This is a genomic window from Phreatobacter sp. AB_2022a, from assembly GCF_026847585.1.
Classification (GTDB): domain Bacteria; phylum Pseudomonadota; class Alphaproteobacteria; order Rhizobiales; family Phreatobacteraceae; genus Phreatobacter.
Genome location: NZ_JAPSET010000004.1, coordinates 89,292 through 115,616, shown reverse-complemented (window position 1 = coordinate 115,616; position 26,325 = coordinate 89,292). Strand labels below are relative to the sequence as shown.

The window sequence follows — 26,325 nt, the reverse complement described above, 5'->3', positions numbered from 1 at the left end:
CCGACGGGAGATAAACTGCATGTCCGGCGCATTACAGGGGACGAATCGTGGACAATCAGATCGCAGGGCCGATCGACCATATCGGCGACCTCCTCGCCTTCGTCCGGGTCGCCGATCTCAAGAGCTTCACCCTCGCCGCCGAGCGGCTGAACCTGTCGCGCTCGGCGGTCGGCAAGAGCGTCGCGCGGCTCGAAGCCCGTCTGTCGACCCGTCTCGTGCACCGCACCACGCGCCATGTCAGCCTCAGCGAAGAAGGCCGCCTGTTCTATGAGCATGCCCTGCGCATTCTCGCCGAGGTCGACGACGCCGAAGCCGCGCTGGCCGGCCGCAACGGGCAACCTCGCGGCCGGCTCCGCCTCGATCTGCCGGTCTCGCTCGGGCGGATGCATGTTCTGCCGATCCTGCAGCAATTCCTCGGCGACTGGCCCGAGCTCGAGGCCGACGTGACCTATTCCGACAGGTTCAGCGATCTCGTCCGCGACGGCATCGATCTCGCCATCCGCGTCGGCGGCGATGACGACAGCCGCCTGGTACGCCGCGTGCTCGCCGCGCACCGGCTGGTCGTCTGCGCGTCGCCCGCCTATCTCGCGCGGCGCGGAACGCCGGCGACCCCCGACATGCTCGCCGGGCACGACACGCTCGTCTTCACGCATGCGCACCTGCCGATGCCCTGGCGCTTCACCACGAACGGCATCGATCAAGACGTTTCGGTTGCCGGTCGCATGCGCATGAGCAGCACGGAGGCCCTGCGCGACGCCGCCCTGGCTGGCGTCGGCCTCGTCCAGCTCGGCGCCTATCTGGTGAGCACCGATATCAGGCACGGCACGCTCGTGCCGGTGCTGGAGGACTTCGTCCGGCCGGGCCCGCCGGTCTGTGCCGTCTATCCGACCCGGCGTCATCTCTCGCCCAAGGTGCGCCTCTTCGTCGATGCCATCGACCGGCGCTGGCGCGCCCGCGCGCCCTGGGACTGACCGGTCGGGGGCGCGCGGGCCGAGCAGCGGCCGTCAGCCGCCGGACGGGCGGGCGATGCTGGACGGGCAGCTGTTGTAGGAGGAATGGATCACGATGCGGTCGCCGCACTGGTAGGAGCAGCGCATCAGCCCCTGCGGCGTCAGCTGCGTAGACGAGTAGAGCACGCAGCGCGGCAGCTGGGATTGCACGAAGCGCTCCGCCAGGGCGGGTGGCCGCCCGGCGGGAGAGGCCTCGCGGGAAGCGGAGGCGCCGGCTGTGGTGGCGAAGGTCAGCACCGCGAGACAGGCGGCAAACGACAAGGCAATGGGACGGGTCAAGCGTTCTCTCCGGATTGATGTCAGACCGCACCTGATGACGCTGCGGAATGCACCCCGGAGATGATGGCGCAATGTTGCGCAACGATGCCGAAGGCTCGGCTGGCGATTGCGTGCCCCGCGCCCGGCGCCGTTCGCCTGTCCCAATGAGCGACACGCCGCGATGCGCGGGCTGGCTTGGTCAGCTCTTGCGACCGCCGGTGCGGGACGGCTCGAGCGGCGGATAGTCGAGATCGGCGACCGCCTCGCCGATCTCCTTGCGCTCGCGCGGATCGGGCATCGTCGGCTGTTTCGGCAAGGACGGCGGGCGCGTGTCGCCATTGGCGTTGCCGTTGCCGGGCGCATCGGCCTGGCCGTCGCCCGGCCACAGCTTGCCCAGGTCCTCCGCCTGCCCCGGCTCGCCGCCGCGCCGCTTGCCCGCGCCGCGCCCGCTCCCGGCGACGACCGCCCTGCGGCCCGGATTCGCGTCGAAACGATGCGGCGATGCCATGGTCATGACTGAGCTCCCTTGCTTCCGATGACCAACCGGCGGCAGCCGCCACTGTTCCCGCGCCCCCGCTGACCGGTGCGCGAAACCGGGCGGAGACGGCGAAATCGGCCGCGTTCTCATTCCGGCAACACGTCATGCACAAGATTGGGCTTCCTGACGAGGCTCACGCTGTCACACTCCCGTCGGAAACCCAGCCTGGCGAGGTCGGGGTCAAATAGAGGGGCGCAGATGAGCAATGTCATCATGAACAGGCGGTCGGTGGTCGGAGGCCTGTCGGCCGCGGCGCTCGGCTCCGGCTTCGCTTTCGGCCAGGCGGCGAGCGAGATCCGCATCGGCGCCCCGCTGCCGCTGACCGGACCGCTGGCGCCGGAAGGCCGCAAGCAGAAGCGCGGCTACGACCTGTGGGCGGCCGAGGTCACCAAGCAGGGCGGCGTCGATGTCGGCGGCCGCAAGCTGCCGGTGAAGATCATCTATTCCGACTACCAGTCGGCGACCCCGCGCGGCGTGCAGGCCTGCGACTTCCTGGTCTCCCAGGAGAAGGTGCAGTTCCTGTTCTCGCCCTTCGGCTCGGGAGCCGCCAAGGCCGGCAGCGCCATCGCCGAACGCTACAAGATCCCGATGATCGCGCCGACCGCCTCCTCGGTCGAGGTCTACGACCAGGGCTTCAAATATCTGTTCGGCACCTTCACCCCGAACTCGACCCTCACCGAGCCGCTGGCCGGCCTCGTCGCGGCCAAGGCGCCCGACGTGAAGAAGGTCGCGATCTTCTCGCGCAACGACCTCCTGCCGCTGTCGCTCGCCGTCGAGATGCGCAAGTCCTGCCAGGCGCGCAACCTCAACATCGTCTACGATGAGAAGTTCGCCATCGGCACGCTCGACTTCGCCTCGGCCCTGACGCAGATCCGCGCCGCCGCGCCGGACTGGGTCTTCGTCGGCGGCTATATCAACGACCTCGTCCAGGTGCGCGCCCAGATGCGCGACCTCGGCATCAAGCCGAAGGTCTGCACGATGATCGCGGGTCCCGCCTACGAGGAATATATCCAGGCCCTGAAGGGCGCCGCCGAGAATGTCACCAGCGCCTCCTGGTGGCACCCGGCCGTGCGCTACGAGGGCGCCGATCTGTTCGGTTCGACCGCCCGCTATGTCGAGACCTTCAAGGCCGCCTATAACGGCGAGACGCCCGACTATGCCGAAGCCTCCGCCTCGGCTGCCGGCGCCATCCTGCAGCTCGCGCTCAAGCAGGCCGGCACGCTCGAGGGCCCGGTCGTGCGCGACGCGCTGGCCGCCTTGAAGGTCGACACCTTCTGGGGCCCTGTCCATTTCGGCCCCACCGGCCAGATCGACAGCCTCACCCCGCCGGTGTTCCAGATCCAGGACGGCAAGACGGCAGTGCTGCTGCCCGACGCGATCCGCCAGGGCGAACTCAAGTTCGGTCTCGCCTGACCGATGAGCGCCTCCCTCTTTGCGCAGGTCCTGGTCAACGGACTCCTGCTCGGCGGCCTCTATGCCGCCGTCGCCGCCGGCTTTTCGCTGGTCTGGGGTGTTCTCAACGTCGTCAACATGCTGCACGGCTCGGCGATCGTGCTGGGCTCCTACGCCGCGTTCTTCGGCTGGCAGAAGTTCGGGCTGAATCCCTTTCTCACCGCGCTGATCGCCGGCCCGGCCATCGGCGCCTTCGGCTGGGCGATCCAGCGCTACCTCGTCGCGCGCGTCATCGCCGCGCCGGTGCTGATCACGCTCGTGCTCACCTTCGCGCTGGACCTGATCCTGAACAACGCGATGATCGCCTCGTTCTCCGCCGACTACCGCAAGATCGCCAGCGTCTCCGGCCTGCCGCCCCTCACCTTCGGCACGGTCGGCATTCCGGTCGACCGGCTGCTGGCGGCTCTGGCCGGCCTTGCCGCCACCCTCGCCGTCCACGCCTATCTCACCCGCTCGCGGCTCGGCCGCGCCATCGTCGCCGTGCGCATGGACCGCGAGACCGCCATGCTGATGGGCGTCAAGGTCGAGCAGATCTATGCCGCGACCTTCGGCATCGGCCTGGCGCTGGCCGGCATTGCCGGCTGCCTGATGGCCGCGGTCTTCCCGATCTCGCCGCTGAACAGCCCCGGCTATCTCGGCGTCGCCTTCGTGGCCTGTGTGCTCGGCGGCCTCGGCAGCGTCGTCGGCGCCATTGTCGGCGGCCTCGTGCTCGGCGTGGTCGAGAGCTTCGGCGCCATCTTCGTCGGCCCCGAATACAGCGTCACCGTCGCCTCGGTCCTGCTCATCATCATGCTGCTGTGGCGCCCGCAAGGCCTGCTCGGCCGCGCCGGCTACGAGTGAGCTCTCCATGAGATCCGCGCTCAATTCCTCCTGGCTCCCGCCGGCCCTGGTGCTCGCCCTCGGCGCCGCCATCGCCCTCGGCGCGCCAGCCGCGCTCAGCGGCGAAACCTATCTGCTGCGCCTTGCCACACAGCTCGCCCTGCTGGTGGCCCTGTCGGTCGCCTGGAACCTCGTCGGCGGCTTCACCGGCTATCCGTCCTTCGCGACCGCCGCCTTTTTCGGGCTCGGCGCCTATGCGACGGCGGTGGCGCAGGAAGCCGGCTGGCCGCTGCCGCTCGCCTTCGCCCTCGCCGCGCTCTGCGGCGCGCTGCTGGCGGCGCCCTTCGGCTTCGCCATCCTGCGCCTGCGCGGCCACTACTTCGCCATTGCCAGCCTCATGCTGGTGACCATTCTGAAGGAGGTCACCACCGGCTGGGCCTCGCTCACCGGCGGCGGCATGGGCATCAATCTTCCCGGCGCCGGCGGCGACCCCATCGTCATCGCCCGCATCGCGCTGCAGACCATGGTGATGCTCGCCGCCGCGGCCATCGCGCTGTCGATCGTCGTCGCGCGCGGCCGGCTCGGTTTCGGCCTCGCCTGCATCCGGATGAACGAGACCGCGGCGCTTGGCGCCGGCATCGACGCGCCGCGCCTCAAGACCATCGCGTTCACGCTCTCGGCGGCCATCTGCGGCCTGGCCGGCGCCGCCTATGCCCGCTGGATCGGCTATATCGACCCCTCCGACGTCTATGACGTGATGTGGTCGGTGCGCCCGATCATCGCGACGCTGATCGGCGGCGTCGGCACGGTGATGGGCCCGGTGGTCGGCGCCGTCGTCTACATGGTCTTCGAGGAGCTCATGTGGCGCAACCTCTTGACCTTCGGCACCGGCGCGCTCGGCATCCTCATCGCCCTGCTCGTGCTGATCATGCCCGGCGGCATCATCCCCTCGCTGATGAAGCGGAGGGCATCATGACCGCTCCCCTGCTCGAGCTCGATGGTCTGACGCGCCGCTTCGGCGGCCTGACCGCGGTCAACAACGTCTCGCTGCGCTTCGGCGAGGGCGAGATCGTCGGCCTGATCGGCTCCAACGGCGCCGGCAAGACCACGCTGGTCAACCTGGTGACCGGGCATCTCAAGCCCTCGGCCGGCAAGGTGGCCTTTTCCGGCCGCGACATTACCGGCGCGCCGCCCTACCGGCTCGCCCGGCTCGGGCTGCTGCGCACCTTCCAGGTGGTGCAGCCCTTCGCCCAGCTTGCCGCGCGCGACAATGTCGCGGCCGCCGCCCTGTTCAGCGGCGCCGCCTCCGACATGACCGGCGCGCGCGAGGCGGCCGAGGCGGCGCTGAAGCGCCTCGGCATCGCCCATGTCGCCGACCGCCTGCCGCCACACCTGACGCTGGCCGAGCGCAAGCGGCTGGAACTGGCGAAATCGCTCGCGGCGCGGCCGAAAATGCTGTTCCTCGACGAGGTCAATGCCGGCCTCAACTCGGCCGAGATCGACGCCGTTCTCGACATGATCCGGTCGATCGCCGCCGAAGGCGTGACCATCGTCGTCATCGAGCACCTGATGAAGGTGGTGCGCGGCCTCTGCACACGGCTCGTCGTGCTGCATCAGGGCGCGCTGCTCGCCGACGGCCCGACCGACCAGGTCGCCCGCGACCCCGCCGTCATCGACGCCTATCTGGGCGCGCGCGGCGCCGCCATGCTGGAGACCGCCCGATGAGCGCTCTTTCCCACCGCGCCTCCGGCGCCGGCATGCTGGAGCCTTTCCGATGAGCGCTCTTTCCGTCGAAGGCCTCACCGCCGGCTATGGCGACGTCACGGTCCTGACCGACGTCTCCTTTTCGGTCGAGGCGCCCGGCATCACCGCGGTGATCGGCTCCAACGGCGCCGGCAAGACGACCCTGCTGCGGGCGCTGTCGGGCCTGATCCGCCCGACCGCCGGCGGCATCGCTCTCGCCGGCCAGAACCTTTCGGGCCTCGCCCCCGACGGCTTCGTGACCGCCGGCATCGCCCATGTCCCGGAAGGCCGGCGGCTGTTCGCCGGCATGACCGTCGAAGACAACCTGATGATGGGCGCCTTTTCGCGCCGGGTTCCGGCGGCCGAGCTGAAGCGCGATCTCGACGCGGTCTATGCGATCTTTCCGCGACTCGGCGAGCGGCGCCGGCAGGACGCGGTGTCGATGTCCGGCGGCGAGCAGCAGATGTGCGCCATCGGCCGCGGCCTGATGGCCAAGCCGAAGGTCATGCTGATCGACGAATTGTCGCTCGGCCTCGCCCCCGTGGCGGTCGACGTCCTGGTCGCCGCCTTGAAGAAGGTCGCCGACGACGGCCTCGGCCTGCTGGTCGTGGAACAGGATGTCGCGGTCGCCTTCGAACTCGCCAGCGCCGTGGTCGTGCTCGACCGCGGCCGCGTGACCCGCACCGGCCCGAGCGCCGCCATCGCGGCGGATCCGGCGGTTCGCGCCGCCTATCTCGGCGAAGCCTAGCGCTTCCCTCAACCCCCGGCCATTCCGGCAAAGCCGGAGCTTCCATCAGCCCTGGACAACCATCATGACGCAAGCGTCCTTCGAGGTCATCCGTTCACCTTTCGACGGCTCGCCGGTCGGCCAGATGCCGGTCGCCGGCGAGGCCGAAGTGGAAGCGGCCATGGCCGCCGCCGAGCGCGGCTACCAGGTCATGCGCCGCCTGCCCCGCTTCGCCCGCGCCGACATTCTCGACCGCGCGGCCGGCATTCTGCGCGCGCGCCGCGACGAGGTGGTGCGCACCATCGCGGCGGAAGCCGGCAAGCCGCTCTACGATGCGCGCGGCGAGGTCGCCCGCTCGCTGTTCAACCTGACCAATGCCGCCGCCGAGACGCGCCGTTTCGGCGGCCATGAAGTGCCGCTCGACATGGATGCCGGCGTCTTCGAATACCAGACGACGACCGCTGACGGCGCCAAGCTCGACCTCGCCAAGGCACCCGTCGAGACGCTCGCGGCGCTGCGCCGGCGCGTCGGCATCGCCCGCCGCTTTCCGATCGGCCCGATCCTCGCCATCGCGCCGTTCAACTTCCCGCTGAACCTCGTCCTGCACAAGGTCGCCCCGGCGCTCGCCGTCGGCAATTCCGTGGTGCTGAAGCCCGCGCCGCAGACGCCGCTGACCTCGCTGCTGCTCGCCGACATCCTGCGCGAGGCCGGCCTGCCGGACGAGGCGCTGACCGTCGTGCACTGCCCGGTCCCGCTCGCCGAGCGGATGGTCAGGGACGAGCGCTTCGCCATGGTCACCTTCACCGGCTCGGCCAAGGTCGGCTGGCACATCAAGGCGATCGCAGGCCGCAAGAAGGTCGCGCTCGAGCTTGGCGGCAACGGCGCCGTCATCGTCTGCGCCGATGCCGACCTCGATCTCGCGGCGGCACGCTGCGTCCGCGGCGGCATGGTCTATGGCGGCCAGTACTGCATCGGCGTCCAGCGCATCCTGGTCGAGCGGCCGGTCCATGAGGCCTTCCTCGAACGGCTGCTCGCGCGAGTCGCCGCGCTCAAGGTCGGCAACCCGACGGAAGAAGGCGTCGATGTCGGCCCGGTCATCGACGAGGGCTCGGCCCGGCGCATCGAAAGCTGGATCCAGGAGGCGGCCGCGGCCGGCGCCAAGGTGCTGGCCGGCGGTGAGCGCGAACGCGCGGTGATCCGCCCCTGCGTGCTCACCGAGACGACGCCCGGCATGAAGGTCGAGGACGAGGAGATCTTCGGTCCGGTGGTGACGGTCAATCCGTTCGACCGGTTCGAGGATGCCGTCGCGCGCGCCAATTCGGGCAAGTACGGCCTGCAGGGCGGCCTCTTCACCGCCGATATCAGGCGCGCCTTCGGCGCCATCGAGGACTGGGACGTCGGCGGCCTGATGGTCAACGACGTGCCGATCTACCGGCTCGACAACATGCCTTTCGGCGGCTGGAAGCAGTCCGGCCTCGGCCGCGAAGGCACCGTCTACGCCATGGAAGAGATGACCGACATCAAGCATCTCGTCGTCAACTACGCCTGAGGCCGACGGCCGCGAGCGCTCGCGCGCCGGGCCGCCGTCGAGGCCCGCCGGCGTGCCGCGCCCTCCCCCTTTCCCATTGCTTGCAAGAGAGATTTGCCATGGCAGACGTGATCGACTTCGCCCCCGGCGGCTACCGCTTCATCAAGGGTGTGTCGCAATATTCCGCCGGCGTCGCGGCCCAGCCCGGCTTCCGGCTGGAGCGGGTGCGCTTCGCCCGGCCCGTGCCGCTGGCCGAAGGCTTCGACCGGATCGCCGCGATCATCAAGGCCGCCGGCCGCCCGCTGACCGCCTTTGCGGCCTGCGAGCTGCGCTCGCCGGCCCCCTTTACCGAACAGGGCTTCATCGACTTCAACGCCATCTACATCACGACCCTGAAGGAATGGGGCCTGTTCCGCGACGGCCTGAACCCGATCGCGCGCAGCAATGTCTGCCCGGAAGTGTTCCCGCCGGCCGAGCCGAGCTTCTACGCCTTCTCGTTCACGACGGCCGCGCCCGACGCGCCGCCCTCCTTCGTCGTCGCCGGCAGCGGCGAGGCTCCCGAAGGCCATGCCACCTATCACGACCATATCGTCAACCGCGGCGACGTCAGCCCCGAGGGCCTGCGCGGCAAGGCGCGTTTCGTGCTCGCGGAGATGGAGCGGCGCATGGCAGCGCTCGGCTTCACCTGGGCCGACGCCACCGCCGCTCAGCTCTACACCGTGCACGACGTCCATCCGTTCCTCGCCGACGAGATCGCCCGCCGCGGCGCGATGCGTGCCGGCCTCACCTGGCATTTCAACCGTCCGCCGGTGCAGGAGCTGGAATACGAGATGGATTGCCGCGGCCTCGCCATCGAACACGTGGCGTGATGTGTCGCGCGCCGCCCGGGAGAGTCCGGGCGGCGCGTTTGCCGGCAGCCCGCGGCGCAGGCCCGGCCGTGGATTTGAGCGCATGATCAGTCGGAGCGGATGCGCTGCGCCGAGGCCGGCCTGCAGGAAGCTTCGCCCCGAACCAACGGCCGCCTACCGCCGCTCGTCGGCGAGCCCCCGCAAGGTGCGCAGGAAGGCTTCCACCGCCAGCGGCAGCCGGCGGCCGCCGAGCACCAGAATGTCGATCGAGGCCGCCAGGACCGGATCGGCGAGCCGGACGGAGGCGAGCGCCCCGGCGGCGGCATCGGCCTGGCACGACAGGGCCGTGATCAGCGCCACGCCGTGGCCCGCCTTGGCGAAGCTGCGCAAGGCGTCGATGCTGTTGGTGACGAGCGCCGGGGCGGCGCGCAGCCGCTGAACCCGGCAGGTCTCGTCGACCAGGGCGCGGATGCCGAAACTCGTCACCGGCATGGCGACGGGATGGCTGAAGACGTCCTTCAGGGTCACCCGCTCCATGCGCGTCAGCGGATGGTCGATACGGCAGATCGCCCGCACCTCGTCGTCGAGCTGGAACAGGAACTCCACCTGCGGATCGGGCTTGGCGTTGAAGGCGATGCCGATGTCGGCCTCGCCCTTGCGCACGGCGCCGACGACATCGGCGGTGCCGGAGACGAGCAGCTCGAACTGGATGTCCGGATGGTCGCGGCGGAACCGGCCGATCGCGTCCATCAGGTAGTTGGAGACGAGCCCCTCGACCACCACCAGGCGCACGCCGCCGCGCTCCAGCCCGCGCAGCGCCGCAAGCTCCGACCGGGCGCGCTCGGCATCGAGCATGACGAGCTTGGCGTGCAGCGCGTAGATCTCGCCGGCATCGGTGAGGCGCATGCCACGGGTATGCCGCTCGAACAGCGGCATGCCGACCTGATGCTCGAGCTGCTGGATCTGTCGGCTGAGCGCCGAGGGCGCCACCCTGAGCTTGTCCGAGGCCTTGCGGATCGTGCCGAGCTGGGCGACCTCGTGAAAATAGCGCAACTGGGTGAAATCCATCCGGCCCCTCGCCTCCTGCCGCCCGACCTTCGCCGATCGGCGGCCGGCAAACTATCGCGCCCGGGATCGCGCACCAAATCCAGCCGGCACGGTCCTACCGGCGGGCAGCCTTGACCGCGTCGGCCTTGACTGCATTGGCCCTTTGCAAATCCTGGTCCAGAACCGCCCGGACGCCATTGACGACGAAGCTCAGCAGCGCATGCCGATGCGCATCGGCCCCGCTCGCGGGATCATCGGACAGCTTGTGCAGCCGCTCGCGCGCAATATCGGTGCAGGTCCCGAGAGCGAGCATCGTCGAGAATTCGTAGCAGTAGGCCAGCGCGCGCGCGCTGGCCATGGGCACGGCCTCCCCGAGCCAGATCATGCCTTGCCGCATCGTCGGCTCGGCGAAGTTGAAATAGAAGCGCTGCAGGTCGTTGTCCCCCGCCTCGCGTATCCGGCTGAGCAGGGCGACATAGTGGCGCCAGCCCGGATCTCCCGACAGCGCCAGATCGAAATAGGGCAGCGCGATCGCCCGCACGACGCCGTCGAGCGAAGGGCGGCCGTCCGTTCCTTCGGCGCAGGCATCGCGATAATAGCGCTCGCGTCCTTCCGCGACGACGACGAAGCGGCGCTGCAGGATCTGTTCGAGCAGGTTGCGCTTCGAGCCGAAATGATAGTTGAGCGTGCCCAGCGTATCGCCCGACTTGGCTGCGATCTCGCGGGTCGTCGTCGCGTCATATCCCTTTCGGGCGAACAGCTCTTCGGCCGCATCGAGCAGTTTGATACGGCTGTCACCCTTGATCGCAGCCAAGCCTCGATCTCCCTGGAAGGGCGCCGCCGCGCGGCGGCGCATCAGGTACACATACAGTCGCCCGGCCGGTCGCGTAAACGATGTGCGAGGGTTCAGCTCGCGTCGACCAGGATGAACGCGACGCGCGCCATCGCACTCGTCCGGTTTTCCCAGGCATGGTTGGTGCCGCGCTGGATCAGGATGTCGCCGGCACGAAGATCCGTCTCGGCCGCGTCCAGGATGGCCGTGATCTCGCCGTGCAGCACGATCGCATAGTCGACGGTGCGCGTGCGGTGCATGCCCGGGTGTTCGGAGCCGCTGGGACGCACCGCGTCGGCGAACAGGGTCTCGAGCGAGCTTGCCGCCTGCCGCCGGCGCTCGGCGGGATCGGCCGGCCGCGGCGGGAAATCGATGACCCGCAGCACGGTGCCGCCCGGCGGCGGCAGGACGCCGCGATGATCGAGGATCGTATCGGCGGCCTCGGCCGAGGCATCCGCGCCGAGCGTGCGCCAGATATTGTGGTTGCGGAACCCGGGGCGACGCTCGACGGTGAGCAGCGCCGGCGACTGCCCGTCATGCTCGATGATGGACCGGCCCTCGCCGTCATGGCCGGTGACGACGCGCCGCGTGAGCGGCAGCGGATCTGGCAGCATCGTTAAATCTCCCTTGTCAGTCGTACGAACGACTGACTATACCTGTTACCGCGCCGTGGCAAGTCCGGCGGCGCCAACGATCGCGGGAGGAACCATGACCAACGCTTCAGATCTGACACGTCCCGGCACGGCCCGGGCCGCCTTCGATGATGCTGCCCAGCCTCGCCCGGCCGTCGCGCTGACCGTGCTCGCGGCAAGCTTCACCGGCGTCGCGCTCGGCTACAGCTCCTCCTATTTCTATTCCTCGGGCCTGTTCATCCTGCCGATCGCGCAGGATCTCGGGCTCAGCCGCGGCGCCGCGACGCTCGGCCCGCTGGTCTGCTGGCTCACGGCGGCGGCCATTCTGCCCTTCTATGGCAGGCTGATGGACCGCGCCGGCGCCATCCCCATCGCCGTCCTGTCGCTCCTCGGCCTGGCCTCAGCCTATGTCCTGCTGGCGGCCGCGGCGCAGAATCTTCTGAGCTATCTCCTCTGTTCCGCGGCGGTCGCCATCCTCGGCGCGGGCTCGACCGCCCTGCCCTATAGTCGGCTGGTCTTCGTGACCTTCACGCAGCGCCGCGGCATGGCGCTCGGCGCCATGCTGACCGGGATCGGCACGGGAGCGGTCATCGTGCCCCTCGGCGTCGTGCCGATGATCCAGTCACTCGGCTGGAGAAGCACCTATCTCGCGATGGCCGCGGCCCTCGTCGCCGGAGCCGCGATCCTCGCAGGCCTGCTGGCGTCGGCCCGCGGGACGATCCTCGCGCGCGAGCAGGCGGAGCGTCAGGGCCTCGCGGGCCGGACCGCCGCGCGCGAGATCTGGCGGAGCCGCAGCTTCCTGCTGCTCGGCACCGCCTTCTTTGCGATGCCGCTCTGCGTGATCAGCATCGTCGTCCATTTCGTCCCGATGCTGACTGACGCGGGCCTGTCGCTGCCGGAAGCCGCCCGCCTTGCCTCGACGCTCGGCTTTGCCTCCATCTGCGGACGGCTCCTGACCGGTTTCCTGCTCGACAAGGTGGCGACCGAACGCCTGGCGCTGGCGCTGCTCGCCCTGGCGCTCTGCGGCATCGTCCTGCTGCTGGTCGCGATGCCGTCCATGGCACTGCTGGCCGCTCTCATCCTTGGCCTGGTGCTCGGCGCGGAAATGGACCTGCTCGCCTTCTTCGCCGCCCGCTTCTTCCCAGCCGACGCCTATGGAGCCGCCTATTCCGGCCTGTTCAGCGTCTTCCTCGTCGGCGGCGCGGTCGGCCCGGGCGCGGCCGGCTTCCTCTTCGACGCCAGCGGCTCATATGCCCTGCCCCTGCAGCTCGGCGGCCTGGCGCTCGCGATCTCGGCCGCAGCCATACTGGCGCTCGCCCGCGGCACACGGTGAGGCGCCGCAGCACGGTATTCTCCGACTTTCGCCACATCGGTCGTTCGAACGACTGATAACGCCGCCAGCAACGCAATCCGCGGCGTGCAGGACGGCCGGCGCAGCGCCGGCCCGGTCGTCGCCCATGAGGAGTATGAACGATGAGAAAGCTGATCAGGAACGCCTTCGTCGTCTCGGTCGACCCGTCCATCGGCAATGTCGAACGATGCGACATCCTGATCGAGGGCGACCGCATCGCGGCGGTCGCGCCCGGCATCGCGGCGGCGGACGCCGAGATCGTCGACGCCGAGGGCTTCATCGCCTCGCCCGGCTATGTCGACAGCCATCATCACCTCTGGCAGAGCGCGATCCGCGGCATCACCGCGGACTGGTCGCTGAACGACTACCTCGCCGGCATCCGCATGTTCATCGCCAGCCACTACACGGCCGACGACATCTATGCGGCCCAGCTCAACGGCGCGCTGCAGGCGCTCAACGCCGGCGTCACGACCACGGCCGACTACTGTCACAATCTCAATTCGCCCGATCATGTCGAGGAGGCGGTGCGCGGGGTCAGGGATTCGGGCGCCCGGATCGTCTGGTGCTACGGCTTCAACCGCCCGCCCTTGCCCGATCCGGGCTTTTCCAGCCTCGAGGATCGCTCGGCCTACCTGAAGCGCACCGCCGCGCGGCACTTCACGGGAACGGACGATCTCGTCACGCTCGGCGTATCCCCGGAGGAGGCCTGGTTCTGGCCCGACACCGGCTATGGCGGCCGGCAGTTTGCGCTGGCGCGGGAGCTGGGCGCCCGGATCTTCTGGCACGCCAATTCGACACGCGACATCCTGCGTGGCGTCTTTCGCAACGACGCCGGCCGCGCGGCGGCAGGCGGTCTTCTCGGTCCCGACGTCGTCCTCGTCCACATGACCCAGACCACGCCGGACGAATGGGATGCGGTCGCCGCCTGCGGCTGCCATGTGTCGATGACGCCGGAAACCGAGATGCAGATGAACATGGGCTGGCCCATCCTCGCCGAGGCGGAGGTGCGCGGCATGAATGTCGGCCTGGGCATCGACATCATCTCGAACAACAGCGTCGATCTGCGCTTTCAGCTGCGCTTCCTGCTGCAGGCCGAACGCTGGCGCCGGAGCACCGGCACGACCGGTGTGCTGTCGCCACATGTGGCCATCGATGCGGCGCGTGCTCTCCACTGGGGCACGCTGGGCGGCGCGCGGGCGCTCGGCCTCGACAACCGGATCGGTTCCCTGACGCCGGGCAAGCAGGCGGATCTGCTGCTGCATGATGCAAGGGGCATCATGATGGCCGGGTGGGACCGAAACCAGCCCGAAGGGGCGCTCATCCTCCAGTGCGGCGTCGACACGCTCGCGACGGTTCTGGTCGGCGGCCGTTTCGTCAAGCGCGACCATCGTCTGGTCGCGGACGAAAGCCGGGCCTGCCGCCTGCTGACCGAGGCCAATGCCCGGCTCCGTGCCCAGGCGGAGGCCGGCGGCGGCCTTGCCGCCGCGCTCGACAAGCACCTGTCGCGCTACGCCCGGAGCAACGACGCCGGCGCCGCCCTCGCAAGCTATTGAGCGGCGCGGCGCGAGCGGTGCGGCCAAGCGAAAAGACCAGAATCACCTTCATCTCCGGAGCCGGGACAATGATGCCCTCGCAGGAACGCATTCTCATCACCCACGTCGGCAGCCTGCCGCGCGCCGCCGAACTGTCGGATCTGCTGATCAGGAAGGAGGCGGGCGAAGCGATCGATCTCGGCCGTCTCGGACGCGTGAGCGCGGAGGCGGTCTCGCGTGTCGTAGCCAAGCAGATCGCGGCCGGCGTCGACATCGTCAATGACGGCGAGCAGCCGCGGGTCGGCTTCCAGACCTATGTCGCCGAGCGCATGCAGGGCTTCGGCGGCGCTTCGCACCGGCCGAGCCCGGCCGACTTCATCGCCTTTCCCGCCTTTGCCCGGCAGCTGGCCGGACGGTTTCCGCGGCGCTCCAAGGTCAGCAACGCGCCGCAGGCCATCGCCGCCGTCCGCTACGAGGACCTGACCGCCGCGCGCGAGGAATGCGCGCTGATGGCGGCGGCGCTCGGCGAACAGGACCGGCAGCCGGCCGGCGCCTTCATGACCGCCGCCTCGCCGGGCATCATCGCGACGACGATGCTGAACGCGCACTATGCCTCACACGAAGACTATGTCTTCGCCCTCGCCCGCGAGATGCGCAGGGAATACGAACTGATCCTGGCGGAAGGCTTCATCCTGCAGCTCGATGCGCCGGATCTTGCGATGGAACGCACCATGCTGTTCCAGGACAGGACCATTCCGGAATTCCTGGCCGTGGTGGAAACCCATGTCGCGGCGCTCAATGCCGCCATAGAGGGGCTGCCACGCGAGCGCATCCGGCTGCATTGCTGCTGGGGCAACTGGGAAGGACCGCATGTCCACGACGTGCCGCTCGGCGACGTGCTGCCCCTGCTCTACCAGGCCAAGGTCGGCGGCCTGAGCCTCGAATTCGCCAATCCGCGCCACCAGCATGAATATCAGGCGCTGAGGAGCGCACCCTTGCCGGCGGAGATGTATCTCCTGCCCGGCGTCATCGATTCCACGACGAACTATGTCGAGCACCCGGAAGTCGTCGCCAATCGCATCTGCGAGGCCGTGGCGGCCGTTGGCGATCGCGAACGGGTGGTGGCGAGCACGGATTGCGGCTTCGGAACGTTTGCCGGACACGAATTCGTGGCCGAGGACGTCGTCTGGGCCAAGCTCGCCAGTTGCCGCGCCGGTGCGGACATCGCGACGCGGCGGCTCTGGGGGCGGACGCCCGCGTGACGCGCGCTGGCGGGGGATGCCGGTCTCAGCTCCCGATCGACGCGCGGCGGCTGCGCCATGCCCCAGATCGTCGATCGGTTCGACCTGACCGCTGTGCCCGCGCTTGCGGTGGTGGCCGAAGCGCGCGCCGATGCGGTCAGTTGATGACCGCGTCGCGCCTCGCCGCCTCCCGCGCGAGGATCTCGCGGGCGGAATGGTCGGCGATCGGGACACGGAGGTCGGCCGAAATCTCGCCCGCGGCGATCAGCGCGTGGTAGCGGGCGCAGCAGACCCTGAGGAACGAGGTGAAATTGCCGAGGTCATGGTCGGCGTCCATCGCCTCGTGCCAGAGCCGGGTGATGAGTTGCGTGACGGTCATGCCGTCGCGCTGGCCGATCTCGGCCAGCGTGTCCCAGAAATGGTTCTCGATCCGGATCGAGGTGGCGACTCCGTCGATGCGCAAACTGTGCGTCCGGCTCTGCCATTGCGTGGCGGCGGCCTTGATGAAGAGCTCGCACATCGAGGGGCTCCCTTTCCGCTGCCGTCAGAGGATCGCCAGAAACTGCTTCAGCCAGGCCGGATGCGCGGGCCAGGCCGGGGCGGTCACCAGGTTGCCATCGGTGACCGCCTCTGTCACGGGAATGTCGGCGAAGGTGCCGCCCGAGGCCGTCACCTCGTAGGCGCAGGCCGGATAGGCCGAGCAGGTCCGCCCCTTCAGCACGCCGGCGGCCGCCAGCAGCTGGGCGCCGTGGCAGATCGCGGCGACAGGCTTGTTGGCGTCGAAGAAGTGGCGCACCTTCGCGATGACCGCCGGGTTCATCCTGAGATATTCCGGCGCGCGGCCGCCCGGGATGACCAGCGCGTCGTAGCCGGCGGGATCGGCGGCGTCGAAATCCGCGTTCAGCGTGAAATTGTGGCCCGGCTTTTCCGAATAGGTCTGGTCGCCCTCGAAGTCGTGGATCGCGGTCTTGACGCTGTCGCCGGCCGTCTTGCCAGGGCAGACCGCATCGACGCTGTGGCCGGTCGCCAACAGCGTCTGGAACGGCACCATGGTCTCGTAGTCCTCGGTGAAATCGCCCGTGATCATCAGGATCTTCGCCATCGCACATCCTCCCTCGCTGATGGTTGCGAGGAAGGCTAGGCGAGGACTGCCGGATGCGGGTGTTATTCCGATACTACGCGTGGCCTCGCCCGCCCGGACGCCGGCCGGCGCGGGCCGCCGCTCAGGCGCGGGCAAGGCTCTGCAGGCGCGCCTCGTCCAGCACGCGCACGGCGTCGGGCACGATCAGAATGACCTTGTCGCGGGCGAGCTTGGTCAGGGTCCGGCTCACCGTCTCGATGGTCAGGCCGAGAAAATCCGCGATGTCGATGCGCTGCATGGGCAGCTCGATGGTGACCGAGGCGCCCCTGACACGCGTCCAGCGTTCGCGCATGGCGACGAGGAAGGCGGCGATGCGCTCTTCAGCCGAGCGGCGCCCGATCAGCGTCATCTGCTCCTGGGCGATGACGAGTTCGTGGGTCGCGAATTCGTGCAGGCGCAGCAGGAAATGCGGTTTCTCGGTCACCAGCCGGTCGAAATCGGCGCGCGCGAAGCGGCAGAGCGTGACCTCGTCCACCGCATCGGCCGAAAAGCCGTAGCGGTTGTGCAGGGCGAGCCCGAGAAAGTCGCCGGGCATGGCGAAACCGATCACCTGGCGCCGGCCGTCGGACAGCATCTTGTAGAGCCGGACCATGCCCTTGGTGACGGAAAAGACCGACTGCGCCTCCTCGTCCTGGCGCACGAAGGTGGTCTTGGGCGCATGGCTCACCTGCCGCACGATGGCGTCGAGCTCGCGCAGCTCGTGCGGCGCCATGGCGGCGCACACGGCCAGCGACCGCACCTCGCACGTCTCGCAATAGCTGACCGCGCCGTGATGGGCGCACGCCTTGATCGTCAGCAGGTCTTCCACCGTGGCCGGCTCCCAGCAATCAGGTCCATTGCCGGTCGTCACCATGGCAGCGGAACGTCCGCACCTTAGGGCGCCGCGCTGTCGCGGTCCTTGATCCAGCGCAAGGACATTAGCAATTTCGCGCCGCATCGTCCCGTCCCACATTGGAGAAGCTTGGGACAACGCCTCGACATGTTCAGCGCCCGCATCATCCGCGCGGAAGAAGCCATGGCCGTCCTCGGACTGGTCAGGCTCTGCTACCCCGAGATCGAGCCCCAGGCCTGGCGGGCGCACCTCGCCCGGCTCGGCCGCGGCCGGGCGAGCCGGGCCGGCTGCGTCGTCGTCAGCGACCAGCGCGGCTATACCCATGCCGCCTGCCTCTACCGCATCCTGCCTGATCCCGGCGCCGGCCGGCGGCTGGAGATCTCCTATCTCGCCAAGGCCGACCTGCCGGCCAGCACCGCGACCGAGGTGCTGTTCGCCTTCGTCGACGAGCTGGCCCAGGCCCAGCGCTGCAAGGCGATCGTCGTGCACGACAGCCAGGCGCGCATCGCGCGCGATGCCCTGGCGACCTGGACCGATCTCGGCGACGATCTCGCCGCCCATCACTTCAGGCCAGGCGCCATCGGTTTCGAGAAGGCCGTAGCGCCGGCGCCCCTCGCCGGCTGACCCCCGGCCGGCGCATCGGCCCCCGCCATATCGCCGTCCTCGTCCATGATCGCGCGCCAGGCCGCGCCGTCGAGATCCTCATACTGGCCGTTGCCGAGCGCCCAGAGGAAGGCGGCGAGGCCGAGCAGGCCAAGACCGAGCGCGAGCGGCACCAGGAACACCAGGACATCCATCGTTTCAGTCTCCGTTGCGGCGACCCGGCGCGTCAGACGGCACGCCGGGCGCGCAGGGCATTGGCGGTGACCAGGATCGACGAGCCGGACATGGCGAGCGCGGCGATCAGCGGCGTGACGAAGCCGGCCATGGCGATCGGCACGGCAACGAGGTTGTAGAGCGCCGCAAGCCAGAGATTCTGGCCCATCAGCGCCCGCGCCCGGCGGGCGACCGCCAACGCGTTGGCAACCGGCGCCAGCCGATCGCCGAGGAAGACCGCATCCGCCGCGGCCTGAGTCAGCTGCACGGCCGTGACCGGCGACAGCGACACATGGGCGCTCGCCAGCGCCGGCGCGTCGTTGAGGCCGTCGCCAACCATCAGCACGCACCGCCCCGCCCGTTTCAGCCGATCGAGCCGCGTGATCTTGTCGGCCGGCTTCAAGCCGCCGGCGAAAGCCGCGACGCCGAGCGCCGCCGCGACGGCACGCACCGCCTCGGGCCGGTCGCCGGACAGGATCTCGACGGCAAGGCCCCGCTGCTGCAGCTGTGCCACCACGGCCCGGGCATCCGGGCGCAGGACCTGGCCCACGGCAAAGGCATGCCGCCCCTCGCCGTGGGAGAAAGCGATCACCGAGGCTTCCGGGTGGCGCGCCAGCACGGCTTCGGCCTCGCGCGCCGCACCGCAGAAGGCCGGGCTGCCGAGCCGGACCGTGTGGCCGTCGACGACGGCCATGACGCCCTGCCCCGACACTTCCTCGATCCCGTCGAGCGGCACGTCGGCACCGGTCGCGACCGCCAGCGCGCGGGCCAGGGGATGGCTGGAGCCGAGCGCCAGCCGGCCGGCCAGGGCCAGCGCCGCGTCCGGCACATGGCCGGCGTCGATCAGGCCGGCGGCCGGCAGCGTCAAGGTGCCGGTCTTGTCGAAGACCACCGTGTCGGCTTCGGCGAGCCGCTCCAGCGCATCGCCCGACTGAAGCAGCACATTGGCACGGAACAGCACGCCGGAGGCGACCACCTGCACGGCCGGGATCGCCAGGCCGAGCGCACAGGGGCAGGTGATGATCAGCACCGTGATCGCGATGATCAGCGCGGACTGCCAGGTCGCCCCGGCCGCGAGCCAGGCGATGAAGGTTGCGAGCGCCGCGACATGCACGACCGGCGAATAGAGCCGCGCCGCGCGGTCGGCCAGCCTCAGATAGCGCGAGCGTGCCTGCATCGCGCCGTCGACCAGCCGCGTCACCTCGTCGAGCAGGGTTCCCTTGGCGGCCGCCGAGACCCGGATCGTCAGGCCCCCGGCGCCGTTGAGCGTACCGGCATAGACGGCGGTGCCCGGGCCGACCGCCACCGCCAGGGTCTCGCCGGTGACGAGGCTCTGGTCGACCGTCGATCCGCCCTGGACGACGACGCCGTCGACGCCGATCCGCTCGCCCGGCCTGACCAGGACGAGGTCGCCCGGCAGGATCGCGGCAATCGGCACGTCCTGCAGCCGCCCGTCGATGAGCTTGACCGCCGTTTCGGCCTTGAGCGCCGCGATATGGCTCGCGACCGCATGGGCCTTGCGCCGCATCAGCGCTTCCAGGTAGCGGCCGGTCAGGAGGAAGAACAGCAGCATGACCGCGCTGTCGAAATAGGCGTGGCTTGCATGCCTCCAGGTTTCCGCCAGCGACATGCCGACCGCCAGGAGCACGCCGAGCGAAATCGGCACGTCCATGTTGAGCTGGCGGGCCTTGAGCGCGGCCAGCGCCGAGCGGAAGAACGGCCGGCCGGAATAGGCGACCGCCGGCACGGCGATCAGCGCGGAGAGCCAGTGGAAGAAGTCGCGCTGCTCCGGTGTGATGTCGGTGACATTGCCCGACCATACCGACACCGAGAGCAGCATGATGTTCATCATCGCGAAGCCGGCGACGCCGAGGCAGCGCAGCAGGAGCCGCGTCTCCCGCAGCTCCGCGCCCTCGGCGAGCCGCGGGTCGAACGGATAGGCACGGAAGCCGAGCCGGGCGAGGAGGCCGACGATCCGTGCCGGTCCGAGCATGGCCTCCTGCCATTCCACCGTCAGGCGCCGCTGGGTGAGATTGACGCGCGCGCCGACAATGCCCGGCTCGCACAGCAATCCGGACTCGATGATCGGCATGCAGGCGGCGCAGGTGATGCCGTCCACCGCGAGATCGATGCGCGCGCGGCCATCGGCCAGGGGCTGGACGAACAGCGAAAGGTCGGTTTCGCCGGCTCCGGCATCCCGGGCGCCCGGCACCGCAGCGGCGCCGGACCGGCCGCGCGCCTCGGCAACGGACAGAACCATGCTCATGGCAGGATCACCCGGTCGCGCGAGCGGAAGACCAGCCGGCCTCCGTCACGCGCCTCGATGACGAGATCGTAGGCGCCGCGCGCGACATCCGCGGCTGTGCCGGCAAGACGGCCCTCCCCGGCCGCGGCCAGGACGAAGGACCGGTCGGCGCGCGGCTCCAGCGGCCGCACGAGCCTCGCCGCGACGTCGGAGGCCGCCAGGGGCCGTCCGCCGGCATCGCGCAGGGTCAGGTCGAGCCGCGCCTCGCCGTCGGCCGCGCGCTCGACATGGGCACCGGCACGGGTGCCGCCGGCCGCGCGCATGCGGGCGGCGGCAAGCTCGGCGTTGAAGCGCTGGCTCGAGCGGTAGGCGCTGTCGGTGACCGTGCCAGGCAGTGTGTCGACGGCCAGCGCGATCATCACCGCATTGACGGAAGCGATCACCGTGAAGAAGCCGACCATCATGGCGAGCACGGCCCGGCCGGTCAGCGGCCGCCCTCGCCTCGCCTGCGCGTCCTGCATCATCGCCAAAGCTCCATCCGAAGGTCAGCGGGAAACGAAATGGTCCTGGCCGACGGCGACGTCGCCGGTGCCGAGTTCGGTCAGGCGGAACGCCATCGGGGTCGACGCCGCAAGCGCCGCGCCGGCCGGCACGGTGACGTGCACCACGAAGTCGCGGGTCTGGTCCGGCCCGACCTCCAGCAGCGGCCAGGGGCCGTCGCTCGGCAGGCTGCCGACGGCGCCGACACGGGTCGCCATCGGCAGATCGTCGACCGCCAGCAGGAACAGCCGGGCCTGAGAGCGCTTGTTGAGCACGCGGATCGTATAGGCGTTGCGCACGGCGCCGTCCGAAAGCCGCACGAACATCGGGTTGCGCTCGTGGATCACCGAAATATCCGTGAACGAGCGGTTCCAGAGGCCGTAGAGCATGACGAGGCCGACCACCGCGATGAGCACGGCATAGAGCACCGTGCGGACGCGGACGATCGGATAGATCTCCTCGAGCCCGGCCGCCCGGCGCTCGATATTGACGTCGTTGTCATAGGCGATCAGGCCTTGCGGCCGGCCGACCTTGGTCATCACCGAATTGCAGGCGTCGATGCACAGCCCGCACTGGATGCAGCCCATCTGTGAGCCCGCGCGAATGTCGACGCCGGTCGGGCAGACCACGACGCATTGCCGGCAATCGACGCAGTCACCCGCCGGCTCGCCCGCGGCGGCGGCCCGCACGGCGGCCTTCACGGACATCCGCGGTTCGCCCCGGTCGCGGCGATAGGTGACGTTCAGCGCATACTCGTCGGTCAGCGCCGCCTGGATGCGCGGCCAGGGGCACATGTAGAGGCAGACCTGCTCGCGCATGAGCCCGGCGAGCGCATAGGTCGTGAAGGTCAGGACCGCGATCGAGGCATAGGCGACGGCCGGAGCCTGGAAGGTCGCGAGCTCCCTGACCAGCGTCGGCGCGTCGGCGAAATAGAGCACCCAGGCGCCGCCGGTCCACCAGGCGATGACCAGCCAGAGCGCGTGCTTGGCCACCTTGCGCAGGAAGCGTTCCGCGGTCATCGGCCCCTTGTCGGCCAGCATTCGCTCGCGCCGGTCGCCTTCCAGCCAGCGCTCCACGGTCATGAACAGGTCGGTCCAGACCGTCTGCGGACAGAGATAGCCGCACCAGACCCGGCCGGCGATGGCGTTCATCAGGAACAGCACCAGCGCGGCCAGCACCAAAAGGCCGGTGACATAGTAGATTTCCTGCGGCCAGATCTCGATGAAGAAGAAATAGAACCGGTTGTTGGCGAGATCGACGAGCACCGCCTGGTTCGGCAGGTTGGGGCCGCGATACCAGCGCACGAACGGCAGGAAATAATAGATGCCGAGGCAGCCGAACAGGATCGCCCATTTGATCGTGCGCAGGCGCCCCGCGACGCTCTGCTGATAGATCTCGGGCCGGGCGGCATAGAGCTCGTCGTCGTCAGGGCTCGGGCCCGGCTGGCCGGGGACGGTGGGGTTGCGCGCGCCCCGCATGGCAGGATCCTGGTCACACGCGCCGCGACGGCGCCGATGTCCCGCACCATCGGCAATCCCCGGGCGATCGGCTTTGACCTGGGTCAAGCGACCCGCAAAAAAGGGCGCGCGCCGGCCAGCCGGCGCGCGCGAGTGTCCCCCGAACGCTCTTGCTTCTTATTGGCCCCCTCCGAGGGAATGAACGTAGACCGTCAGCGCCTTCACCGTCGTCGCGTCGAGCCGCCCGGCCCAGCCGGGCATGACGCCGCCGCGGCCGAGCGTGATGGTCTCGATCAGGGTCTTCTCGTCGCCGCCGTAGAGCCAGAGCGGCGCGGCGAGATTGGGCGCGCCGAGCTCGCGATTGCCGCGACCGTTTTCGCCGTGGCAGGCGGCGCAGTTGGCGGCGAAAAGCGCACGCCCCTTGTCGAGGTCGACGCCCGGCCTGGGGGCAAGGCCGGACAGCGCCCTGACGGCATTCGCGACCGCGACGATCTCGTCGGCCTTCAGCATGCCGTTCGCCCCGCCGAAGGCCGGCATGGCGCCCTGGCGCGAGCGATCATCGCCGGTGCGGATGCCATGGCTGATGGTCTGGCTGATATCCTCCAGCGTGCCGCCCCAGAGCCAGGCGTCGTCGCGCAGATTCGGATAGCCGCGCGAGCCGGTTGCCGCGAGGCCGTGGCACGGCGCGCAATTGTCGCCGAAAGCGGCCTTGCCCTGGGCGAGCGCGAAGGTCAGCAGAACCGGATCCCGCGCGATCTCGCCGAGCGGCGTCGCGGCCAGCGCAGCGCTGCGCGTCGAGCGCAGTTGGCGCAGCGCGCCGAGCTCGGCCTCCACGTCCTGGCGCGAGGCATAGCCGAACAGGCCCCTGGTATGGCTCGATATCAGCGGCCAGGCCGGATAGACGACCCAATAGGCGACGGACCAGGCGATGGTCGCGTAGAAGACATAGAGCCACCAGCGCGGCAGCGGCGAATTGAGCTCCTTGATGCCGTCCCATTCGTGGCCGGTGGTGGTGCGGCCGCTGACCGGGTCGAATTCGCCCTTGCTGTGGTCGGTCATGATCAGTCCTCGCTGAGCGGCATGCGCGCGGCGGCATCGAAGCGGGTGCGGTTGCTCGGCCAGAAGGCGTAGACCGCGACGGCGAGAAACATGCCGACGAAATAGAGAAGGCCGGCGGTCTGGGCGAAGGTCGCAAGCAGGGAATAGGCGTGCATGGATATCTCCGGCGGCTCAGCGGATGTTGGCGCTGGCGTCGTAGCTCTTGAAGTCGACCATGGTGCCGAGCACCTGGAGATAGGCGATCAGCGCGTCCATCTCGGTGACCACGCCGCCCGTGCCGCCGCCGAAATTGCGGACCGCCGCGCCCGGATAGCGTTGCTGGAACGCCAGCAGGTCCGGGCTGTCGGGGTTGGCCTGGCTGCGCAGGTCCGCCGCCGCCGCCGCGACCTGTTCGGCGCTGTAGGGCACGCCGGTTGCGCGGTTGGTGGCGAGATGCGCGGCATGGGCGGCGACGTCGAGCGGCGCCGCGGCGAGGAAGGCGTAGCCCGGCATGATCGACTGCGGCACGATCGACCGCGGCTCGCGCAGATGCGCGACGTGCCATTCGTCGGAATATTTGCCGCCGACGCGGGCAAGATCCGGGCCGGTGCGCTTCGAGCCCCACTGGAACGGCTTGTCGAACATGCTTTCGGCGGCCAGCGAATAGTGGCCGTAGCGCTCGACCTCGTCGCGCAGCGGCCGGATCATCTGGCTGTGGCAGTTGTAGCAGCCCTCGCGGACATAGATGGCGCGGCCGGCGAGCTCCAGCGGCGTGTAGGGCCTCACCCCCTCGACCCGCTCGATCGTGCTGCGCAGGTAGAAGAGCGGCGCGATCTCGACGAGGCCGCCGATGGCGACGACCACGACGATGCCGAGGGTGAGGATGATCGAGTTCTTCTCGAAGATGGCGTGCTTGTTCCAGAGAGACATGTCCGATCGCCTCATTCGGCCGGGACCAGGGCGCCGCGGGGCTCGGCCGCCTCGGCCTCCCCCTGGCGCACGGTCATGATCAGGTTGTAGGCCATGATCAGCGCGCCGATGACGAACAGGGCGCCGCCGAGAGCACGGATCACGTAGTAGGGATGCATGGCGTCGACGGTCTCGATGAACGAATATTCGAGGAAGCCGAGCGCGGTATAGGCGCGCCACATCAGGCCCTGCATGATGCCCGCGACCCACATGGCCGAGATGTAGAAGACGATGCCGATGGTCGAGATCCAGAAGTGCCAGTCGACCAGGCGCAGCGAATAGAGCCGGCGGTTCCACAGCCAGGGAACCAGGCAGTAGATGGCGCCGAAGGAGACGTAGGCGACCCAGCCGAGCGCGCCCGAATGGACGTGGCCGATGGTCCAGTCAGTATAGTGCGAGAGGGAATTGACCGCCTTGATCGACATCAGCGGGCCCTCGAAGGTCGACATGCCGTAGAAGGCGAGCGAGACGACCATGAGGCGCAGAACCGGGTCGGTGCGCAGCTTGTCCCAGGCCCCGGACAGGGTCATGAGCCCGTTGATCATGCCGCCCCATGAGGGCATCCACAGCATCACCGAGAAGGTCATGCCCAGCGTCTGCGCCCAGTCGGGCAGCGCCGTATAGTGCAGGTGGTGCGGCCCGGCCCAGATGTAGAGGAAGATCAGCGCCCAGAAATGGACGATCGACAGGCGGTAGGAATAGATCGGCCGCTCGGCGCGCTTGGGGATGAAGTAGTACATGATCGCCAGGAAGCCGGCGGTCAGGAAGAAGCCCACGGCATTGTGGCCGTACCACCACTGGAACATCGCGTCCTGCACGCCCGACCAGACGATGTAGCTCTTCGGCGAGAACAGCGAGACCGGCACGGCGGCATTGTTGCCGAGATGCAGGACGGCGATGGTGACGATGAAGGCGAGATAGAACCAGTTGGCGACGAAGATATGCGGCTCCCGCCGCTTCCAGATCGTCGCGAGGAAGACCATGAGATAGGTCACCCAGACGACGGTCAGGAACAGGTCGGCATACCATTCCGGCTCCGCATATTCCTTGCCCTGGGTGATGCCGAGCAGATAGCCGGTGCCGGCGATGACGATGAACAGGTTGTAGCCGAGCACCACGAACCAGGGTGCGAGATCCCCGGCGAGGCGCGCCCGGCACGTCTTCTGCACGACGTAGAAGGACGAGCCGATCAGCACGTTGCCGCCGAATGCGAAGATCACCGCCGAGGTGTGCAGCGGCCGCATCCGGCCGAAATTGGTCCAGGGCAGGTCGAAATTGAGTGAGGGCCAGGCGAGCTGCGAGGCGATGAGCAGGCCGACGCTGAAGCCGGCTATGCCCCAGAACACCGAGGCCGCGACGGCGAACTTGACCGGACCGAACGCATAGTTGGGCCGTCCGTCGATCGTCTCGGGGATCACCGCCGGCCGGTCGAGATAGCGGTTGCCGACGGCGATGACCGCGGCGACCGAGGCGGCGGCGAACAGCAGCGCATGGAAGGCATAGCCGCCCTCCGTGGCCTTGCTGGCGACGGTGATGGACAGAAGCGCCATCGCCGCGAAGCCGGCGAGCGCGAAAGCCTCGCCGACGGTCATCTGCTTGTGCGGTATCGCCTGCCCCATGGTTCGCCTCTGCCGGAAATGTCGCGGCGCGCGGCGGCCTTCCGCCCGCTCCCGGCGCGACCATTCCCGGCGAGGCACCGGCCGACATTGATGCAAATCAATGGCGCGGC

28 protein-coding genes are annotated in these 26,325 nt (G+C 69.3%); 12 read left to right on the top strand and 16 right to left on the bottom strand.

Annotated features, from left to right (window positions below; genetic code table 11):
• Positions 1-47: 47 nt before the first annotated feature.
• A complete protein-coding gene (locus OZ671_RS04530) occupies positions 48-971 on the top strand; it encodes a LysR family transcriptional regulator (RefSeq protein WP_268859621.1) in 924 nt (307 codons plus the stop codon).
• A 33-nt stretch (positions 972-1,004) separates the two neighbouring features.
• On the opposite strand, the gene OZ671_RS04525 is transcribed toward OZ671_RS04530, so the two are convergent.
• Together OZ671_RS04525 and OZ671_RS04520 are read right to left on the bottom strand one after the other, a co-directional pair.
• Complete coding sequence (locus OZ671_RS04525; protein WP_268859620.1) at positions 1,005-1,289, bottom strand: hypothetical protein; 285 nt, start codon at positions 1,287-1,289, stop codon at positions 1,005-1,007.
• A gap of 178 nt (positions 1,290-1,467) precedes the next feature.
• Positions 1,468-1,782, bottom strand: a complete 315-nt coding sequence (locus OZ671_RS04520) for a hypothetical protein (RefSeq protein ID WP_268859619.1) — start codon at positions 1,780-1,782, stop codon at positions 1,468-1,470.
• 222 nt (positions 1,783-2,004) lie between these two features.
• Here OZ671_RS04520 and OZ671_RS04515 point away from each other — a divergent pair, with 222 nt between their 5' ends.
• The 7 genes from OZ671_RS04515 (at position 2,005) to cnbZ (ending at position 8,944) form a co-directional block, all read left to right on the top strand.
• Complete coding sequence (locus OZ671_RS04515; protein ID WP_268859618.1) at positions 2,005-3,219, top strand: amino acid ABC transporter substrate-binding protein; 1,215 nt, start codon at positions 2,005-2,007, stop codon at positions 3,217-3,219.
• 3 nt (positions 3,220-3,222) lie between these two features.
• Positions 3,223-4,098 carry a branched-chain amino acid ABC transporter permease gene (locus OZ671_RS04510; protein WP_268859617.1) on the top strand — a complete coding sequence of 292 codons (876 nt, stop codon included), beginning with the start codon at positions 3,223-3,225 and terminating at the stop codon, positions 4,096-4,098.
• 7 nt (positions 4,099-4,105) lie between these two features.
• Positions 4,106-5,053, top strand: coding sequence for a branched-chain amino acid ABC transporter permease (locus OZ671_RS04505; protein ID WP_268859616.1), 948 nt, complete (start codon positions 4,106-4,108; stop codon positions 5,051-5,053).
• Entirely contained in the window at positions 5,050-5,802 is a 753-nt protein-coding gene (locus OZ671_RS04500; protein WP_268859615.1) for an ABC transporter ATP-binding protein, read from the top strand. Before OZ671_RS04505 ends, OZ671_RS04500 begins: the two co-directional genes overlap by 4 nt.
• Before the next feature lie 49 nt (positions 5,803-5,851).
• The gene (locus tag OZ671_RS04495) at positions 5,852-6,568 is read left to right on the top strand and encodes an ABC transporter ATP-binding protein (protein WP_268859614.1); all 717 of its coding nucleotides are present in this window, start codon (positions 5,852-5,854) and stop codon (positions 6,566-6,568) included.
• A gap of 64 nt (positions 6,569-6,632) precedes the next feature.
• The gene (locus OZ671_RS04490; RefSeq protein WP_268859613.1) at positions 6,633-8,096 is read left to right on the top strand and encodes an aldehyde dehydrogenase family protein; all 1,464 of its coding nucleotides are present in this window, start codon (positions 6,633-6,635) and stop codon (positions 8,094-8,096) included.
• A gap of 98 nt (positions 8,097-8,194) precedes the next feature.
• Complete coding sequence (gene cnbZ / locus OZ671_RS04485) at positions 8,195-8,944, top strand: 2-amino-5-chloromuconate deaminase CnbZ (protein ID WP_268859612.1); 750 nt, start codon at positions 8,195-8,197, stop codon at positions 8,942-8,944.
• A gap of 153 nt (positions 8,945-9,097) precedes the next feature.
• Here the strand turns inward: cnbZ and OZ671_RS04480 are convergent, their stop codons facing one another.
• The 3 genes from OZ671_RS04480 to OZ671_RS04470 form a co-directional block, all read right to left on the bottom strand.
• Positions 9,098-9,991, bottom strand: a complete 894-nt coding sequence (locus tag OZ671_RS04480; protein WP_268859611.1) for a LysR family transcriptional regulator — start codon at positions 9,989-9,991, stop codon at positions 9,098-9,100.
• A 94-nt stretch (positions 9,992-10,085) separates the two neighbouring features.
• Positions 10,086-10,826 (bottom strand): TetR/AcrR family transcriptional regulator, encoded by a 741-nt coding sequence (locus OZ671_RS04475; RefSeq protein ID WP_268859610.1) that lies wholly within the window; start codon positions 10,824-10,826, stop codon positions 10,086-10,088.
• 50 nt (positions 10,827-10,876) lie between these two features.
• Complete coding sequence (locus OZ671_RS04470; RefSeq protein ID WP_268859609.1) at positions 10,877-11,416, bottom strand: cupin domain-containing protein; 540 nt, start codon at positions 11,414-11,416, stop codon at positions 10,877-10,879.
• A gap of 94 nt (positions 11,417-11,510) precedes the next feature.
• Between OZ671_RS04470 and OZ671_RS04465 the strand changes: the two genes are divergently transcribed.
• The 3 genes from OZ671_RS04465 (at position 11,511) to OZ671_RS04455 (ending at position 15,579) form a co-directional block, all read left to right on the top strand.
• Positions 11,511-12,767: an MFS transporter gene (locus OZ671_RS04465; protein WP_268859608.1), complete on the top strand. Its 1,257-nt coding sequence runs from the start codon at positions 11,511-11,513 to the stop codon at positions 12,765-12,767.
• A 140-nt stretch (positions 12,768-12,907) separates the two neighbouring features.
• Entirely contained in the window at positions 12,908-14,338 is a 1,431-nt protein-coding gene (locus OZ671_RS04460) for an amidohydrolase family protein (RefSeq protein ID WP_268859607.1), read from the top strand.
• Positions 14,339-14,406: 68 nt separating this feature from the next.
• Complete coding sequence (locus OZ671_RS04455; RefSeq protein ID WP_268859606.1) at positions 14,407-15,579, top strand: cobalamin-independent methionine synthase II family protein; 1,173 nt, start codon at positions 14,407-14,409, stop codon at positions 15,577-15,579.
• Positions 15,580-15,715: 136 nt separating this feature from the next.
• Here the strand turns inward: OZ671_RS04455 and OZ671_RS04450 are convergent, their stop codons facing one another.
• From OZ671_RS04450 to OZ671_RS04440, 3 genes are all read right to left on the bottom strand, one after another.
• Positions 15,716-16,078, bottom strand: coding sequence for a ribbon-helix-helix domain-containing protein (locus tag OZ671_RS04450; protein ID WP_268859605.1), 363 nt, complete (start codon positions 16,076-16,078; stop codon positions 15,716-15,718).
• A gap of 24 nt (positions 16,079-16,102) precedes the next feature.
• Positions 16,103-16,660: a DJ-1/PfpI family protein gene (locus OZ671_RS04445; protein WP_268859604.1), complete on the bottom strand. Its 558-nt coding sequence runs from the start codon at positions 16,658-16,660 to the stop codon at positions 16,103-16,105.
• A 121-nt stretch (positions 16,661-16,781) separates the two neighbouring features.
• A complete protein-coding gene (locus tag OZ671_RS04440) occupies positions 16,782-17,507 on the bottom strand; it encodes a Crp/Fnr family transcriptional regulator (protein WP_268859603.1) in 726 nt (241 codons plus the stop codon).
• Between the two features lie 153 nt (positions 17,508-17,660).
• Here OZ671_RS04440 and OZ671_RS04435 point away from each other — a divergent pair, with 153 nt between their 5' ends.
• Entirely contained in the window at positions 17,661-18,155 is a 495-nt protein-coding gene (locus OZ671_RS04435; RefSeq protein ID WP_268859602.1) for a hypothetical protein, read from the top strand.
• Here the strand turns inward: OZ671_RS04435 and ccoS are convergent.
• The 8 genes from ccoS to ccoN form a co-directional block, all read right to left on the bottom strand.
• A complete protein-coding gene (ccoS, locus tag OZ671_RS32035; RefSeq protein WP_442957053.1) occupies positions 18,092-18,328 on the bottom strand; it encodes a cbb3-type cytochrome oxidase assembly protein CcoS in 237 nt (78 codons plus the stop codon). The genes OZ671_RS04435 and ccoS overlap by 64 nt on opposite strands.
• Positions 18,329-18,360: 32 nt before the next feature.
• On the bottom strand, positions 18,361-20,613 hold the full coding sequence (locus tag OZ671_RS04425) for a heavy metal translocating P-type ATPase (RefSeq protein ID WP_268859601.1): 2,253 nt from the start codon (positions 20,611-20,613) through the stop codon (positions 18,361-18,363).
• Positions 20,610-21,116 (bottom strand): FixH family protein, encoded by a 507-nt coding sequence (locus OZ671_RS04420; RefSeq protein WP_268859600.1) that lies wholly within the window; start codon positions 21,114-21,116, stop codon positions 20,610-20,612. The genes OZ671_RS04425 and OZ671_RS04420 overlap by 4 nt, the downstream gene beginning before the upstream one ends.
• Positions 21,117-21,137: 21 nt before the next feature.
• Positions 21,138-22,610: a cytochrome c oxidase accessory protein CcoG gene (ccoG, locus tag OZ671_RS04415; protein ID WP_268859599.1), complete on the bottom strand. Its 1,473-nt coding sequence runs from the start codon at positions 22,608-22,610 to the stop codon at positions 21,138-21,140.
• Between the two features lie 156 nt (positions 22,611-22,766).
• Entirely contained in the window at positions 22,767-23,648 is an 882-nt protein-coding gene (ccoP, locus tag OZ671_RS04410) for a cytochrome-c oxidase, cbb3-type subunit III (RefSeq protein ID WP_268859598.1), read from the bottom strand.
• 2 nt (positions 23,649-23,650) lie between these two features.
• Positions 23,651-23,803: a cbb3-type cytochrome c oxidase subunit 3 gene (locus OZ671_RS04405; RefSeq protein ID WP_268859597.1), complete on the bottom strand. Its 153-nt coding sequence runs from the start codon at positions 23,801-23,803 to the stop codon at positions 23,651-23,653.
• A gap of 16 nt (positions 23,804-23,819) precedes the next feature.
• Positions 23,820-24,557 (bottom strand): cytochrome-c oxidase, cbb3-type subunit II, encoded by a 738-nt coding sequence (gene ccoO, locus OZ671_RS04400; RefSeq protein WP_268859596.1) that lies wholly within the window; start codon positions 24,555-24,557, stop codon positions 23,820-23,822.
• An 11-nt stretch (positions 24,558-24,568) separates the two neighbouring features.
• Positions 24,569-26,215 carry a cytochrome-c oxidase, cbb3-type subunit I gene (ccoN, locus tag OZ671_RS04395; protein WP_268859595.1) on the bottom strand — a complete coding sequence of 549 codons (1,647 nt, stop codon included), beginning with the start codon at positions 26,213-26,215 and terminating at the stop codon, positions 24,569-24,571.
• Positions 26,216-26,325: the final 110 nt, after the last annotated feature.

What these genes read in the sequence shown, in the direction of transcription:
- OZ671_RS04470 (WP_268859609.1), bottom strand. Translation starts at nt 11,416, where the DNA reads ATGCTGCCAGATCCGCTGCCGCTCACGCGGCGCGTCGTCACCGGCCAT.
- OZ671_RS04520 (WP_268859619.1), bottom strand. Translation starts at nt 1,782, where the DNA reads ATGACCATGGCATCGCCGCATCGTTTCGACGCGAATCCGGGCCGCAGG.
- cnbZ (WP_268859612.1), top strand. Translation starts at nt 8,195, where the DNA reads ATGGCAGACGTGATCGACTTCGCCCCCGGCGGCTACCGCTTCATCAAG.
- ccoP (WP_268859598.1), bottom strand. Translation starts at nt 23,648, where the DNA reads ATGACCGACCACAGCAAGGGCGAATTCGACCCGGTCAGCGGCCGCACC.
- OZ671_RS04495 (WP_268859614.1), top strand. Translation starts at nt 5,852, where the DNA reads ATGAGCGCTCTTTCCGTCGAAGGCCTCACCGCCGGCTATGGCGACGTC.
- OZ671_RS04445 (WP_268859604.1), bottom strand. Translation starts at nt 16,660, where the DNA reads ATGGCGAAGATCCTGATGATCACGGGCGATTTCACCGAGGACTACGAG.
- OZ671_RS04425 (WP_268859601.1), bottom strand. Translation starts at nt 20,613, where the DNA reads ATGAGCATGGTTCTGTCCGTTGCCGAGGCGCGCGGCCGGTCCGGCGCC.
- ccoG (WP_268859599.1), bottom strand. Translation starts at nt 22,610, where the DNA reads ATGCGGGGCGCGCGCAACCCCACCGTCCCCGGCCAGCCGGGCCCGAGC.
- OZ671_RS04405 (WP_268859597.1), bottom strand. Translation starts at nt 23,803, where the DNA reads ATGCACGCCTATTCCCTGCTTGCGACCTTCGCCCAGACCGCCGGCCTT.
- ccoO (WP_268859596.1), bottom strand. Translation starts at nt 24,557, where the DNA reads ATGTCTCTCTGGAACAAGCACGCCATCTTCGAGAAGAACTCGATCATC.
- OZ671_RS04510 (WP_268859617.1), top strand. Translation starts at nt 3,223, where the DNA reads ATGAGCGCCTCCCTCTTTGCGCAGGTCCTGGTCAACGGACTCCTGCTC.
- OZ671_RS04505 (WP_268859616.1), top strand. Translation starts at nt 4,106, where the DNA reads ATGAGATCCGCGCTCAATTCCTCCTGGCTCCCGCCGGCCCTGGTGCTC.
- ccoN (WP_268859595.1), bottom strand. Translation starts at nt 26,215, where the DNA reads ATGGGGCAGGCGATACCGCACAAGCAGATGACCGTCGGCGAGGCTTTC.
- OZ671_RS04455 (WP_268859606.1), top strand. Translation starts at nt 14,407, where the DNA reads ATGATGCCCTCGCAGGAACGCATTCTCATCACCCACGTCGGCAGCCTG.
- OZ671_RS04420 (WP_268859600.1), bottom strand. Translation starts at nt 21,116, where the DNA reads ATGATGCAGGACGCGCAGGCGAGGCGAGGGCGGCCGCTGACCGGCCGG.
- OZ671_RS04515 (WP_268859618.1), top strand. Translation starts at nt 2,005, where the DNA reads ATGAGCAATGTCATCATGAACAGGCGGTCGGTGGTCGGAGGCCTGTCG.
- OZ671_RS04500 (WP_268859615.1), top strand. Translation starts at nt 5,050, where the DNA reads ATGACCGCTCCCCTGCTCGAGCTCGATGGTCTGACGCGCCGCTTCGGC.
- OZ671_RS04490 (WP_268859613.1), top strand. Translation starts at nt 6,633, where the DNA reads ATGACGCAAGCGTCCTTCGAGGTCATCCGTTCACCTTTCGACGGCTCG.
- OZ671_RS04465 (WP_268859608.1), top strand. Translation starts at nt 11,511, where the DNA reads ATGACCAACGCTTCAGATCTGACACGTCCCGGCACGGCCCGGGCCGCC.
- OZ671_RS04450 (WP_268859605.1), bottom strand. Translation starts at nt 16,078, where the DNA reads ATGTGCGAGCTCTTCATCAAGGCCGCCGCCACGCAATGGCAGAGCCGG.
- OZ671_RS04460 (WP_268859607.1), top strand. Translation starts at nt 12,908, where the DNA reads ATGAGAAAGCTGATCAGGAACGCCTTCGTCGTCTCGGTCGACCCGTCC.
- OZ671_RS04475 (WP_268859610.1), bottom strand. Translation starts at nt 10,826, where the DNA reads ATGCGCCGCCGCGCGGCGGCGCCCTTCCAGGGAGATCGAGGCTTGGCT.
- ccoS (WP_442957053.1), bottom strand. Translation starts at nt 18,328, where the DNA reads ATGGATGTCCTGGTGTTCCTGGTGCCGCTCGCGCTCGGTCTTGGCCTG.
- OZ671_RS04480 (WP_268859611.1), bottom strand. Translation starts at nt 9,991, where the DNA reads ATGGATTTCACCCAGTTGCGCTATTTTCACGAGGTCGCCCAGCTCGGC.